This window comes from Marisediminitalea aggregata, assembly GCF_900129565.1.
Taxonomy (GTDB): domain Bacteria; phylum Pseudomonadota; class Gammaproteobacteria; order Enterobacterales; family Alteromonadaceae; genus Alteromonas; species Alteromonas aggregata.
In genome coordinates, this window is the sequence record NZ_FQWD01000003.1 from 597,004 (window position 1) to 611,778 (window position 14,775).

Sequence of the window (14,775 nt, forward strand, 5' to 3'; positions counted from 1 at the left end):
TAAACACAAAAAATCCACATAAAATACCATTAAGAAACAAACAAAGGGTTTCCCATGAACTGGAAAAAGCAAGACTATGACGATATCCCCGGCACCTATGTGTTCGACGGTCAGCGCGCTCACCCGGCCTATGCCATCAATAAATTGTTGTACACATTTAACGATCAGGCCTGTCGTGATGAATTTGATGCGGAACCGGCGGCTTATTGTGACAAGCTGGGCGTAACCGGCGATTACAAAAAAGCCGTGTTGGAACAGGACTTTCTTGGCCTGCTTCGCATGGGCGCCAATATCTACTTCCTGGCCAAAATGTGTGTGCCTCGTGGTGTGTCTGTCCAGGACGCAGGTGCCGCTTTTCAGGGCATTACCACTGAAGAGTTTCAACAGAATTTATTAGACAAGGGCAACGGCCTGGAAGCAATCCTGGCAAAAAGAGGAGACTACTGGAATGGCTAAAATTATTGGTGGAATTACCAGTTCGCACATCCCGGCTGTAGGCAATGCAATATCTCAGGGGATCACTCAGGAGCCTTATTGGAAACGCTTTTTCGACGGCTATGGGCCGGCAAAGGAATGGCTGGCAGAAGCCAAACCCGATCTGGTGATTGTGGTGTATAACGACCACGGTCTGAATTTCTTTTTAGACAAGGTGCCTACCTTCGCACTTGGTTGCGCCGACATCTATGAAAACGCCGATGAGGGCTGGGGCTTAAAACCAGTACCGTCCTTTACTGGTGATGTGAAACTGTCGTGGCATTTGGCAGAGTCCCTGATTGAACAGGAATTCGACATTTGTATGTGCCAGGAAATGAAAGTCGATCACGGCTTTGTGAACCCTATTCGCGCCCTGTTTGGTGATCAGGAACCCTGGCCGGTAAAAGCCATTCCATTGGCAGTAAATACTGTTCAGCATCCGGTTCCCAGTGCTGCACGCTGCTTAAAATTGGGCAAAGCCCTGGGTAAAGCGCTGGAATCTTATCCGGAAGATACACGCGTCGTGATTTTAGGTACCGGCGGCATGTCTCACCAGCTACAAGGTGAACGGGCCGGTATTATCGATGTTGAATTTGATTTGGAATGCATGGACAAGATTGCCACCGATCCTGAATGGATGACCCAATTCAGTAATGCCGACATCATTCGTCGTGCCGGGAGCGAGGGTATTGAAACCATTATGTGGCTGGTGATGCGAGGCGCCTTAAAAGATGACGCCAAGGTCATTCACAAACACTACCACGCCCCCATTTCAAACACAGGTGCGGGTGTACTGGTGCTTGATAACCAGTAAACCGGACTCACTGGCCGGTGCCCCGGTCAGTGATTTTCTTCGTTGTTCATCATTTGTTTGAACAGCACGCCCGCTTTAGTGCGGTTGATCACTTCCAGCTTTCGTAACACAGCAGACACGTGCTGTTTAACGGTAGACTCAGAAATATCCAGCTCGTAAGCAATCTGTTTGTTCAACAAGCCATCCGCCATCATTTTGAGTACTTTGAACTGGTGCGGGGTAAGTTGCGCTAGCTTGTCGGCAAAGGCTTTGTCCTGCTTATTTTCAAGTTGAGAGATTGCATCGTTGATATTGCCAGGTAACCACTGCTCACCATCCAGCACTTTATTTACTGCGTCGGCGATTTGCGGCAATGGTGTAGACTTCGGAATATAGCCGCTGGCCCCTAAATCGATTGCACGGCGAATAAGTGTAGGGTCCTCTTCCGCCGACACAATGACCACCAGCACACTGGGGAATTGCGTACGCAGTTCAGTTAAGCCGGTTAAGCCTTCATTGCCTGGCATATTTAAATCCAAAAACACCAGTTCAATCTCGTCGTGTTCTTCTACCGCCTCATAGGCCTCAGAAAAGCTCGCCACTTCCAGAATACTGTCGCCTACGATATCCACCAGCGCCTGACGCATGGCTGCGCGAAATAAGGGATGGTCGTCAGCAATTAAAATAGTGGTATCCACTGAACTTCTCTTTTTTTGTTTAACTTTAAGCAGTTTACAGGAAAATACAGGTAATTTGACATTCTGGTTTTAATACTGGGATTCAGATTAGCTGATAAACGACAAAGTCAGCCAGGGGATATCCCCTGACTGACCTCGTTTCTGTCGTTAATGCGGTTTGGTTAGAAACGGTAGCCTACCGTTAACAGCACCGTCATTGGGTCGCCATAGTATCCAATCAGCGTGGTATCACCACCTAACCCCGGACCATAGCTGCCATCTTCGTTACGGGTAACAAAGTCATATCCACCTACCAGATATTCTTCGTCGGTCAGGTTTTTAGCGTGAATACCGCCGTACCAGTTGCCTTCCACGCTTTCCCAGTTAACGCTCAGGTTAACCATACCGTAGGCGTCCTGTTGAATGAGATCGCTGGTTTCAAACAGCAGATAGTCGTCGCGGTAGTAGTAGTTTGCGTTAAACGTAAACAGACCCATATCGGTATCAAGGTGATATGTTGCAGCCATGTTCAGCGTGTTTTCTGGTGTACTCGCCAGGCCAATCAGAGGCGGTACTGCATCGTTTTTCTTAATTTCGAAATCAATAAAGCCGTAGGCTGCGGTTAATGTCAGATTGTCAGTTGCCACATAGGTCAGCTCAACTTCCAGACCTTTTGCTGCCGTTTCAGCTGCATTACGTAAACGCTGCTCTAACGCAGTTGGGTCATCGCTGCCACCTTCAATACCAATGTACTGACGATCCTTGTGATCGTATGCGAACAAGGTAACGTTAGCACGGAAGCTTTCAGTTACATCACTCTTCACACCAAGCTCGTATGAATCAACCACTTCAGGATTAACGCCTGGTTCATTAATGGTTGCACGCGGGTTGAAGGTACCTGACTTAAAGCCCTGCGAGTAGCTGGCAAATACCATGGTGTCGTCAGACACGGTATATTCCAAACCAAGACGCGGCGTAAAGCGCGACCAGCTTTGTACGGCCGGCGCGTCAAGCGTGCCATCACCATCGCCGTCGGAACCCAGCACCTGTGGTGTTAATTGTCCGTCCGGACGAACATAGCCAGGGATCCAGCCAGAATAAGGGTACACATTGTCGAAGATCAGGCCATTGAATACGGTAGCCTGTTTTTCTTCATCGGTATAACGTGCACCAACCGATACCGATAACTCGTTGGTAATGTCATAGTTTAACTGGCCATATACCGCCCAGCTTTCACTGTTATTACAGCCCGATACTTCACGGGTTAATCCCGGTGTACCAAACGCCGCACGCCCAAGGAAACCAAGCACCGCGTCAAAGTTACCGCATGACTCACCGTCGTAAAGATAAACACCACTCACAAAGGTGTAGTTGTCGCCAACCAGATTCGCCTGAATTTCGTGGGTGTCATTGGTATCGTCATATTCTGCTGGTACATCAAAGATATCCAGCGGCGTATTATCGAAGTCGATGTTCGTTGGAGAGTAGCTCTCGCGATGTGAGCCCACGTATTTCAATTCGAAATCGTCGCTTACGTCGTAGCGCAATAACCAGCTATACCCTTCCAGCTCTACTTTGTTCCAGGTTGGTAAACTGGTGTACGAGTCATATTTGGATTTAGGTACAGGTGCGTCCGTCAGGATACTCGGAAGCAAGCGGTAGCCGCCTTTGGCATTCGAGGTATCTTCAGTCTTATCCCAGCCCAAGCGGAAAAACAGATCGTCGGTGATATGCGCTTCGAGGGTCAGGCGCGCAGCCCATAAGTCTTTGTTGTAGTTTTCTTTGTCCTGGCCTTCCAGTGCACTTTCCAGGTATTCCCCGTAACCGTCGCGATTCAGGTTGGCATAACCAAATCCCAGATATACTTTGTCGTCGACTAACGGATATTGGCCTGTCACCTTCACGTCCGCACGGGCGTAATTACCCACTGTCCCTTCAATGTTGAAGGTTGGGTCGCCCGTCATGTCTTTGGTCACATATTTAACCGCACCACCAATAGTGTTTTTGCCGTATAACGTACCTTGTGGCCCACGCAGTACTTCGATACGTTGAACATCCAGCAGGTCAAGCACCGCACCTTGCGGACGAGCAATGTAAACGTCATCGACATAAATTCCAACACCGGGTTCATAGCCCCACAGTGGATCCTGCTGGCCCAGACCACGAATAAATGCGGTCAGCGTTGAGTTGGTACCACGACTGGTTTGCAGTGTGGTGTTTGGTGAGAATTGTTGCACTTCTGTTAAAACGCTAATGCCTTTTGATTCCAGCTCAACAGCGCCAATTGAAGTGATAGCCACAGGTACTTCCTGCAGGCTTTCTACCGTTTTACGCGCGGTAACTTCAATTTTTTCCAGCTTGCCCTTGCTCGCATCAACATTGTCTGATTCCTGTGCCAGCGCGCTTGTGCTGCCCAGACAGGCAAGTGTTACAGCCGTCGCGCAAAGCGTGCGGGTGAACCCATTGGTTTGTACTATTGTGTGTTTCATGTGTGGTGTCCCTTTTCTTGTGTAATTCAGTGTTCATGTTGTCTGAAGGGTGCGGTCGTTAATTACTGTAGAGAGTTTTAACATTTTCGTAACTAGTACCATCGTACTATGGGCAGATGACGTTTATCAGGCCACACTTTGCCTACTTTCTGAAGATCTGCGGTCACAGTATCTAATTAAAGGAAAGTAACACTATGCTAAGTTTACTAGGACTCGTCGGTGGACTGGGGCTATTGATAGTGCTGACAATTCGCGGGATGAACCTGTTTATTGCTGCACCGTTATGCGCCCTCATTGTTGCGCTGACCAGCGGATTACCGGTATTCACTGGTGACGCCAATTTCGTGGCTACCTACATGAGCGGCTTTGCAAACTTTATTGCAGCCTGGTTCTTCATGTTCCTGTTAGGCGCCATCTTCGGAAAATTCATGGAAGACACCGGTGCAGCAGACTCCGTTGCGCGCTGGATTGTCGGCAAGCTAGGCTTCAAGCATGCCGTTGTAGCGGTTGTTCTGGCTTGTGCCATTCTGACCTACGGCGGTGTCAGCTTGTTTGTTGTCGCCTTCTCAGTTTACCCCATGGCGCTGAGCCTGTTTAAAGACGCCAACCTGCCCCGTCGATTCATACCGGCGACCATGGCGTTTGGCTCGGTCACCTTTACCATGACGTCGGCGGGTTCGCCGGAAATTCAAAACTGGATCCCAATAAAGTATCTTGGCACCTCGCCTTTTGCCGCCTGGGAAGTCAGCCTAGTGGTTGCTGTTTTCATGGCATCGTTTGGCTACTGGTGGTTAAAGCGAATGATTGGCAAAGCGGTTGCCAACGGCGAGGTGTTTGAGGCTCGCGAAGCGGATCCTCAGGTGCCTATGCGGGATCTGCCTAATCCACTTACCGGCGTTATTCCATTAATTGTGGTGCTGGTACTCAGCTTTATGTTGCACGATACGCTGGCTCAACTGGCGTTGATTGTGGCGTTAGGCGGCGGCGTTCTAACACTGATGATTATAAATTTTCAGTATTTCCACGACTTGTCGAAAGCCATTAATACCGGCACGACGGGTGCCTTGGTCGCAATAGGAAATACGGCGGCGGTCGTCGGGTTTGGCGCCATTGCCAAATCGACATCAGCCTTTCAGTCTACGGTTGAAGTCATGACCCATATTCCTGGCAATGAGCTCATTGGCGCAGCCATCGCGGTGAGTGTGATTGCGGGTCTGACTGGCTCGGCTTCAGGTGGACAGGCTATTGTGTTGCCATTAATAGGTCAGCACTACATAGACCGTGGCGTAGAACCTGAACAATTGCATCGAATAGTGTCAATTTCATCGGGCGCGCTGGACTCTTTACCCCATAATGGTTACGTTGTAACCACAATTCGTGCGATATGTCATGAAACCCACAAAGCCGCTTATGGTTCTGTCGCTGCCCTTACAGTGGTCGTGCCCTTACTCGGCTTAGCGATGGCTATCGCGCTGTTCAGTATTTTTTAGGAGTAATTCATGGCAAGGACCCTTGCACTTTGTTTTGCCTTGATGCTTAGCGCGTGCAGTGTTGCCGCGCCTGCACAAGCTGAGTCGCTGCTGACAACGAAGCAGCGGTTCAGTATGCCTAGCTACAAAACCGTGGGTGGCCGCACCATTAAACAGTTACAAGTCGGTTGGGAAAGCTATGGCAAACTGAATGCCGCGAAAGATAATGCCATTTTAATCACCCATTATTTTTCAGCGACCTCCCATGCCGCAGGTAAATATCATCCCGATGACGCGGCGCCCGGTTATTGGGATGCGATTATCGGCCCGGGCAAGGCCATCGATACCAATCGTTATTTTGTGATCAGTGTAGATAGCCTGGCCAACCTCAATGTATACGACGACAATGTCATCACCACCGGTCCGGCAACCATTAACCCGGATACCGGCAAACCCTATGGTTTGAGCTTCCCGGTAGTAACCATAAAAGACTTTGTTAATGTACAAAAAGCGGTGTTAGAAAGCCTGGGTGTTAAAAAGCTGCATGCTGTAATTGGCCCTTCCATGGGATCCATGCAGGCCATTGAGTGGGCGGCGAGCTACCCGGAATGGGTCCCCCGGATGATTTCAGTGATCGGCGCCGGCGACAGCGATGCCTGGACAACAGCCGCACTGGAACAGTGGGCCATACCTATTCGTCTGGATAAAAACTGGGCAAATGGCGACTATTACCAAGGCGACGCGCCGGTAGATGGTTTGGCGGCTTCCTTAATGCTGATCACGCAACAAGCATTAACGCCGGCCTTTTTCAATCAACAAGGCGAACAGCTCGACTATCACCCGTTGGAAACCGGCCCGTTAAACAGCATTACCCAACAACATTCAATCGTAAAGTGGTTGGACAGTCGCGCTCGCAGTCGCGCGGCTAAAATGGATGCCAATCACCTGTTATATCTGGTCAGAGCCTGCCAGCTGTTTATGGCCGGATACGGTGACAACCTGAAACAAAGCCTGGCAGCCGTAGAAGCGAAAAGCTTATTTTTACCTGCTAGCACCGACCTGCTTTTGATGCCGTACATGGCAGAAAAAGCACATAAACAACTATTGGAAAATGGTAAAGACAGTCGCTACAGCGAGCTTTCTGGCCAGTTAGGACACCTTGAGGGCGTACTGCGCATTGCTGAGCAAGCCGACACCATTCAAGCGTTTCTTCAGTATTAGGACCGTATTATGCAAAAACTTTCCCTTGCCTTGATTGGCGCAGCGCTTGCCTCTGGCAGCTGTACCTCGATAGCTGCCGACAGCCTGCCAGTGCTGAATCTGGATACTGCACAACTCACCGTTTCCGGCTTGTCGTCAGGTGGCTATATGGCTACGCAATACCATATTGCCAACAGCGACAAAGTCATAGGCGCTGCCATGCTGGCGTCAGGCCCGTATTACTGTGCGACCAATGATATTGGCGTTGCGCTTGAACGGTGTGTTAACAAAGTCGACACGCCCATCGACGTCAATGCGCTTAATGCGCAAGCAAAAAAGTGGGCTGACTCCGGTGCTATTGCACCACTAGAAGGGTTAAAGAACAGCAACGTGTGGTTGTTTCACGGCACCGCCGATACCCGGGTAAACAGTAAAGTCAGTGACGCCTTGTTCGCCCAATACCAGCAATGGGTGCCCGAGACCCAGTTGACCTACGTGAATGACCAACCGTTTGCCCATGTCTTTCCTACGCTGGACCAAGGGGGCAGTTGTACTGAATCGGCCTCACCCTACGTTGGCAAGTGCGAATACGATGCGGCGGGCGAATTACTGAACGCCCTGTTGGGCGAATTAACGCCTCCCGATGAAAGCCTGTCGGGTACGGTGGTAACACTGGATCAACAGGCCATTGCTGGCGATAACGCCAATACCATGGGTGATGAAGCCTATGCCTATATTCCTGCCGATTGCGCGGCGGGTGAAGCGTGTCGCGTGCACGTTAGCTTTCACGGCTGTAATCAATATTCCGATGCGGTTAACCTGGCCTATGTAGAGCAAACGGGGCTGAACCGCTGGGCTGACGACAATCAAATCGTCGTATTGTATCCTCAAACCAAAAAGTCACTGCTGATGCCAATGAATCCTCAGGGATGCTGGGATTGGTGGGGCTATACCGGCGACCAGTACGCCACTAAAAACGGGCCGCAGCTCAAAGCGGTTGATGCACTCATTTCTCATCTTGCCAAACGTTAAGGATTCTTCATGTCTTCGTATAATGTCTTCATTACCGGTGGTGCCAGTGGTATTGGTTATGGTATTGCCGAGCGCCTTGCAGCAAAAGGGCACCATATATTGATTGCTGATATAAATTTAGACGCAGCAACTGCCGCAGCGGAAAAACTAAAAGCTGCCGGTGGCAGTGCCCAACCGGTCGAAATCGACGTGACCGATGCAGCCGGCGTAGCCGCATTGCCAGAAAAATTAAAAGATACGCCAGTAGATATTCTGGTAAACAATGCCGGTATTCAACATGTCTCGAAAATTGAGGATTTCCCGCCCGAGAAGTGGCAGCTATTGATCAACATTATGCTGGTAGCCCCTGCCCTGCTCACTCAGGCTTTTCTGCCGCATATGCGCAGCAACAATTTTGGCCGCATTATTAATATTGGGTCCATTCACTCGGTTGTTGCTTCCCCTTTTAAGTCGGCTTATGTAGCCGCCAAACATGGTCTGCTGGGCTTTTCTAAAACCATTGCGCTGGAGACCGGAGACTGTGATGTCACCATTAATACCGTGTGTCCTGCTTATGTCAAAACGCCGCTGGTTGAAAAACAAATAGCGGCACAAGCGAAAGAAAACGGTATTACCGAAGAAGAAGTGGTTAATAAGATCATGTTGGAGCCGATGCCGAAAAAAGCCTTTATCAGCCTGGAAGAGCTGGGTGACACAGCAGACTTCCTGATAAGCAGTGCAGCACGCAACATCACGGGTCAAACTCTCATCCTCGACGGAGGCTGGACCGCCCGCTAAGTTTCTCACACCTATTTTGCCGGTGTAGGCCAGATAGCGCCTACACCGGCTTTATTTTGCTTCACTGGTTATGGTAATGTCGCCCCAGTAAATGGGGAAATTACACACATGCCTTATAAGACCGTTGGATTAATCGGTAAAGCGGCCCACAAAGGGGCGCATGCAAGCTTAAATGCATTGGCCGACTATTTACGCGCTAAGCATTGCACCATTCTGGTTGAAGAAACCGTTGCCGCAGAAATGGACTGCGACGATTTTACTGTTTGTGATTTAGTCACCATTGGTAAACAAGCCGACCTGGCAGTCGTTGTAGGTGGCGACGGCAATATGCTTGGCGCAGCCCGCGTGCTTTCCCGGTTTAATATTCATGTGGTCGGCGTCAACCGCGGGAATCTGGGCTTTCTTACCGATATTCACCCCGACGAAGTCGTTCAGCAGATGGATTTGATCTACAACGGCGAAACAATGGTGGAGCAGCGCTTTCTGCTGGAAGTAGAAGTGTACCGCCACGAGCTTCTGAAAAGTAATAATTCCGCCGTCAATGAAGTCGTTCTTCACCATGGCAAAGTCGCCCATATGATGGAGTTCGAAGTGTTCATTGACGATCACTTCGTGTTCAGTCAACGTTCCGATGGACTTATTGTCGCCACCCCAACTGGCTCCACGGCTTATTCGCTGTCGGGCGGCGGACCAATTTTAATGCCTCACCTGGATGCACTTACCCTCGTACCTATGTTCCCACATACTCTGAGTAGTCGCCCAATTGTAGTAGATGCCAACAGCACAGTCTCTATGCGCGTATCAAAGGTCAACTCTGACAGTTTGCAGGTGAGTTGCGACAGCCACATTGTGCTGCCGGTGCTGCCTGGCGACGAGATACGCGTGCGCAAAGGCAACAACCGGCTGTCTATGGTGCACCCGAAGGGCTATAACTACTTTAACGTATTGCGCAAAAAATTAGGCTGGGGTAGCAAGCTGTATTAAGCGTCATTCTTTGACGATTTGACTGAGCAACTAAAGCAGCTTTCCAGAGCTTGCTGTAACTCATCACCGGTGAAGGGTTTAGTGAGCCTGGCTTCTATCAGTTGTTTCTCCGTGCTGTCCCACCCGGCCTCATCACTGTAACCACTCATTAACTGGATGTAGCACGTTAACTTGTGCTCCCGAATAAAAGAAACCAGTGCCAAGCCACCGCCATCTGGCATTTTGATATCTGACAGCAACAAGTCTACCGGGGCATCGAGTAATTGCTGTTTGGCATCAGCAACGGTTGTCGATACCCGGGTTTGGTAGCCTAGTTTGTCGAGTTGGGTTGCAAACAATCTGGCGAGCAGCTCTTCATCGTCAACGATCAGGACGGTTTTGGATTCACCTGGCTCACTTGTCAATACAGGCTGTTCTGTCGGTCGCTTGCGCTGCGTTGGAAAATACAAGGTAAACACCGTACCCTCGCCGGGCTTACTGTTGCAAACCACACTACCGCCCAAGTTTTTCATGTAGGCAAGTACTTGCGCTAATCCAAGACCCGTACCTTGCTTGCCTTTCGTCGTTACAAATGGCTCAAAAATGCGAACAAGCATGTCGGGGTGAATACCTGCACCGTCATCATGTATTGCCAGTATGGCGTAGTTACCTGGCGCGATACCCAGGACTTCCGCTTGTTCGTTGTCGAGTTTCTCTGCCTGCGTTGTCAGTGTAATACTGCCATCAGGCTTTGTTGCATGAACGGCATTGACTACCAGATTTAGCAAAACATGTTCAAGTTGTTCAGACTCGATAAGGGCGGGCAACCCTTTTTCACACGCATGAAAAGTTAGCGTTCGCTGTGAAGCTGCTTGTTGAAAGTTGGGCAGCATACTGTCGATAACGTCATTGAGGTCGACGAATGAGGTCTTTTTATTGTCTTTGGTTGAAAATACCAACAGTTGTTTTATCAGTGTTTTGGCGCGCTCACCTGCACTCACAATTTGCTTCATGTAGGCCTGTAAATCACCGTCGACCTCAGACGCGACAAGTTGACCGTAGCCAACAATGATCCCCAGAATATTGTTGAAGTCATGAGCGACAGTACCGGTTAACTGACCCAAGGCTTCCAGTTTCTGGGATTGAATAAGACGCTGTTCCTGAGCTTTTTCCCGGCTCAAATCGCGCAGCAGCACCAGGCAGGCATCCTGGGTAACCTCGCGATCTTCTGGCAACCTCACAACAGTCACGCTGACCGGGAAGCTATCTCCGTTACGGCGTGTTCCAGCAACTTCCATGGCATATTGCTGCGTAGGTGCCTGATGAAGACTTTGTGCATCTACAGCCGGCAAAAACTGCTGTATATCTCGTTTCTCAGGTAATGGGAGTCCATCGGTAAACAAATTCAGGAATGCGGGATTACAACTAGTCACCTTCCCTTGGATGTCCAGCGTCGCCAGCGCATCGGGAATATTATCAACGACGAGCGCTCTCTCCAGTCGCTGATAATCTGAGAACGCCTTAGCTTTGCCTAACTCCTCTTTCAGGAACAACTGGGCGACCAAACCGGCAACAATGGTTACAAAATTCTCTTCGTCTACCTGCCATTCTCGTTTTTGGCGCAGTTCTTCCACACACACTACGCCGACTATCTCGCCGTCTTTAACTATGCATGCATCCAGCATAGACTTTACGCCGTAAACCAGCAGGTAACTCTCGGCCAATTCACGGGTATTGGGATGATTTACTGCATCGTACGCGTTGATTCGACTATGACACTTGAGTGCATTAAAGTAAGTAGGAATATCCTTTACATTTATTACAGACCCAGCGCTAAAACTGTGTGTGTTAGCATCGTAGATTGATTCACACACCAACTGTTTACTATTCGCACTCAGGCTCCAGACACTCACTCTACTTGCATCCAGTACCCTGCTGGTCGCTTTACAAATGAGGTGTATAGAATCTATCCAGCTGCCCGCGACAATGTGTTCATGTTGCACTAACCCGGCAAGGGCATCACCCTGGCCTCTAACCCGTTTTTGAGCTTGCTGTTTGGCTTCCATTGCAGATTGGATTGTCTCAAGTGCCTGCTGACTTCGGGCTTGTTCAAGCGCTGCACTTTGAATGCCTGCCGCGGTCATGAGTAGCTGATGATGTTCCTCACTGTGACTGGACATTGCGGGCGTATTCGCTGACCACACCACAACAGCCCCAAGTAACTGTCCGGCATTGGCAGTGGGAAACACAAGAAGCACCTGACTGCCATGACCTTCAACGGGAATTGCCTGCCACGCTTTTTCTTGCTCTAGTACAGACGACGCCATAGCATAATTGACCGATTCAGTGAGTAACTTGCCAAAAGTGGTTATCTGTTGGGGATCGTCTGTTACACAGTACTTTTCTGCTAATGTGTAATCAGACACACCCCGCTGATAAACCGCTACACCCAACGCGTCGTAGGTTGTCATAAACGCCTGAGACAAGTTACGTAGGCACACGGCAAGATTGGGTTCGGTCAGAAAAGCATGCTGAATAGATGCCACTTGCCACAGCAGCCTGGACTTATCCTGCAACTGCGAATCCGTTCGGCTTAAACGGAACTGATTCGCCAGATATAGCGACATTCCCCAAAACAGTAGTAATGAAGCGGTAAGCGGTACGCCATAACGAACAAGATTAGCGCCGCTTAACCATCCCAGGCTGGAATTAAACACATTGATTTGCCAGTGCCTGCCAGCCCAGTCGAAGTTAGCAACGCCACTGATACCCTGCTGAACTGAATTGTGCTGTTCAGGGCCAGCCAAAACCACATACTGATTAGCCGGATCGGTGACATCCTTGATTTCAAGGGTGGCGGTTTGATGTAACTGGAGTACCGAGGACATGATCACCGTGAGGTCGATAACCCCCACCACCACACCTTTCAGGTTGCCAATTTGCCCATTTAATGTGCCTGATTGCTCGTAGCTAACCGGACTGATCAACAAAACGCCTCGATGATTGTTTTGCACCAGTGTTATGGGCGGTGTAGCAGTCGCCTTTTCCCTTTGTATCGCTGCATTTATTGCTAATCGCCGCGAAGGGTTTGCATAGATATCTAACCCTACTGCTTTAATATTGGGTTCCAAAGGCGTGATATGTAACACCACGATTTTAAAATCTCCCAGCCGCTTTACGTCACTGTTACTTCCTGACTCAGAAGGCTGATGGATAGCAATAGGCCTGTCTTCAATCACGCTGTTCAACTGAGCTTGAATCGCGGCCAGGTTATAATCATTTACCTTGGGGTTCCAGCTTAAACTCAGGCCTTCTTCATTCTTTAAAAAAGGCTGTGTATACCAATTAAATATGGTTTTATCGACGTTCTGATCGCCGGAAAAAAACTGAGAAATGACGAAGATGGCGTCGTCGATATGCAGCAATCGGTTATCAATATCCCGACTGATTAACTGAGCAACTTCCTCCAGCTCCAGTTTTCTTGCATAACGCTCACCTTTATTGGTGAACACCACAATGGCCGCGATGACCAAACCGACAAATACTAAAAACACTGAAACCCGCCGCCACTCTCTAGGTTCATTGCTTACGTATAACAACTGGGTGGTCAACGGCGTAATGACAATAGCGCCAAGGAACAGGCTACACCACCAGAAAAAGAACTGTTCGGCATAATTTGACGGCTCAATGCTGGTTGTAAGCATCAGTCCGACAACCAATACCAACAACAAAGCCGGTGCCGCCAGGCCTACCACCGAGACAAAACCGGCAAATTGACCTGACGACGTAAAATACACCGGTCGTAGTACCGGTGACAGCACATTTAACAAAACAATAGCGACTAAAGGGCTCAAACAATTCAGCAACGTGAATGTAAGCCACTGCCAGGCAGGCAACTTTCCCCAATCAGACAACAACACAAGCAAGATGGTGCTGATCACATTAGCGATCATTACGATCGATATGCGTCGCCAGCCGTGCATCAACAAAAAGCTCAATGCAATACCATACCCCAACGCGAAGCCAATCGAGGGCGCTTGTATAGGGTCAGAAATCACCACGCTGGACAATGACAAGAGCGCCATTATTGCGCACCACATCATCCAATACACTTGTGAAAATTTCATCGAATTAATATTCGGGTTGAGCGTTTTATTCATATTTTTTCGATTATATCGATTTTATCGCTTGAAAGGATAATAAAGTCTTTTAGAATAGAATCATACTTTAGTCAAAAAACAAACAATCATGACTGACAATAACGTGTTGCTATCGCCGAGTGAAGCGGCAGAACTCCTGAACGTTTCACCGGTTACACTCAGACAATGGTCTCAAAAAGGGCGAATTCCGTTTCAAATTACGCCAGGAGGTCATCGACGTTATAAAAGATCAGAGTTGTATTCGTTTGCGAAAATCATGGGTATGGAGCTCAGTGACCCCTCTGCCCCCGCCCAAACGGACTTTGTGCCTGGTAAACCCTTGCAATCCCTGTCGATTCTCATTGTTGATGACAACAAAGAACTGTGCGAATTCCTTAAAGTCATGTTGGAACGATATGAGCCCAACTGGCAAATCACCCTTGCGCATGACGGTTTTGAAGCAGGTCTTCGCGTGCAGCAACTCAAACCCGATGTAATGATTGTAGATCTCAATCTTCCAGGCCTCAATGGCGATGAGTTGTGCTTAAATATCAAATCTATAGACGACCTGAAGCACGTCAGATTAATCGGGATGAGTGGCATGATAGACGCAACAGGGATTGATCAGTTCTTGCGTGCCGGCGCAGAAATCGTGTTGGAGAAACCAATAACCCAAGAAGACCTCACCAAATCGATTACATCGATATTTAGAGTTAAATAACATAAAAATCGATATTGACATCGATTTAATCGATACTATAA

11 protein-coding genes are annotated in these 14,775 nt (G+C 49.0%); 8 read left to right on the forward strand and 3 right to left on the reverse strand.

From position 1 onward, the window contains the following. Window positions 1-54: 54 nt before the first annotated feature. Together BUB81_RS10630 and BUB81_RS10635 are read left to right on the forward strand one after the other, a co-directional pair. Window positions 55-456 carry a protocatechuate 3,4-dioxygenase gene (locus BUB81_RS10630; protein WP_073322436.1) on the forward strand — a complete coding sequence of 134 codons (402 nt, stop codon included), beginning with the start codon at window positions 55-57 and terminating at the stop codon, window positions 454-456. Beyond that, window positions 449-1,288 (forward strand): class III extradiol dioxygenase family protein, encoded by an 840-nt coding sequence (locus BUB81_RS10635; protein WP_073322437.1) that lies wholly within the window; start codon window positions 449-451, stop codon window positions 1,286-1,288. Before BUB81_RS10630 ends, BUB81_RS10635 begins: the two co-directional genes overlap by 8 nt. A 26-nt stretch (window positions 1,289-1,314) precedes the next feature. Here BUB81_RS10635 and BUB81_RS10640 read toward each other — a convergent pair whose 3' ends face one another. Beyond that, complete coding sequence (locus tag BUB81_RS10640; protein WP_073322439.1) at window positions 1,315-1,965, reverse strand: response regulator; 651 nt, start codon at window positions 1,963-1,965, stop codon at window positions 1,315-1,317. Window positions 1,966-2,126: 161 nt separating this feature from the next. Then, a complete protein-coding gene (locus BUB81_RS10645; RefSeq protein WP_073322440.1) occupies window positions 2,127-4,433 on the reverse strand; it encodes a TonB-dependent receptor in 2,307 nt (768 codons plus the stop codon). Between the two features lie 194 nt (window positions 4,434-4,627). On the opposite strand from BUB81_RS10645, the gene BUB81_RS10650 reads away from it, so the two are divergent. From BUB81_RS10650 to nadK, 5 genes are all read left to right on the forward strand, one after another. Next, on the forward strand, window positions 4,628-5,923 hold the full coding sequence (locus tag BUB81_RS10650) for a GntP family permease (protein WP_073322442.1): 1,296 nt from the start codon (window positions 4,628-4,630) through the stop codon (window positions 5,921-5,923). Between the two features lie 9 nt (window positions 5,924-5,932). Next, complete coding sequence (locus BUB81_RS10655; RefSeq protein WP_073322444.1) at window positions 5,933-7,123, forward strand: E22 family MetX-like putative esterase; 1,191 nt, start codon at window positions 5,933-5,935, stop codon at window positions 7,121-7,123. Between the two features lie 9 nt (window positions 7,124-7,132). Continuing rightward, window positions 7,133-8,134: an extracellular catalytic domain type 2 short-chain-length polyhydroxyalkanoate depolymerase gene (locus BUB81_RS10660; RefSeq protein WP_073322446.1), complete on the forward strand. Its 1,002-nt coding sequence runs from the start codon at window positions 7,133-7,135 to the stop codon at window positions 8,132-8,134. Window positions 8,135-8,143: 9 nt separating this feature from the next. Next, window positions 8,144-8,911: a 3-hydroxybutyrate dehydrogenase gene (locus tag BUB81_RS10665; RefSeq protein ID WP_073322448.1), complete on the forward strand. Its 768-nt coding sequence runs from the start codon at window positions 8,144-8,146 to the stop codon at window positions 8,909-8,911. A 108-nt stretch (window positions 8,912-9,019) separates the two neighbouring features. Continuing rightward, window positions 9,020-9,895, forward strand: a complete 876-nt coding sequence (gene nadK / locus BUB81_RS10670; protein WP_073322450.1) for an NAD(+) kinase — start codon at window positions 9,020-9,022, stop codon at window positions 9,893-9,895. Here nadK and BUB81_RS10675 read toward each other — a convergent pair. Next, window positions 9,892-14,001 (reverse strand): CHASE domain-containing protein, encoded by a 4,110-nt coding sequence (locus BUB81_RS10675; RefSeq protein ID WP_175555798.1) that lies wholly within the window; start codon window positions 13,999-14,001, stop codon window positions 9,892-9,894. The two genes, nadK and BUB81_RS10675, sit on opposite strands and share 4 nt — an antisense overlap. A gap of 121 nt (window positions 14,002-14,122) precedes the next feature. Here BUB81_RS10675 and BUB81_RS10680 point away from each other — a divergent pair, with 121 nt between their 5' ends. Further along, window positions 14,123-14,734 carry a response regulator gene (locus tag BUB81_RS10680; protein WP_073322454.1) on the forward strand — a complete coding sequence of 204 codons (612 nt, stop codon included), beginning with the start codon at window positions 14,123-14,125 and terminating at the stop codon, window positions 14,732-14,734. Window positions 14,735-14,775: the final 41 nt, after the last annotated feature.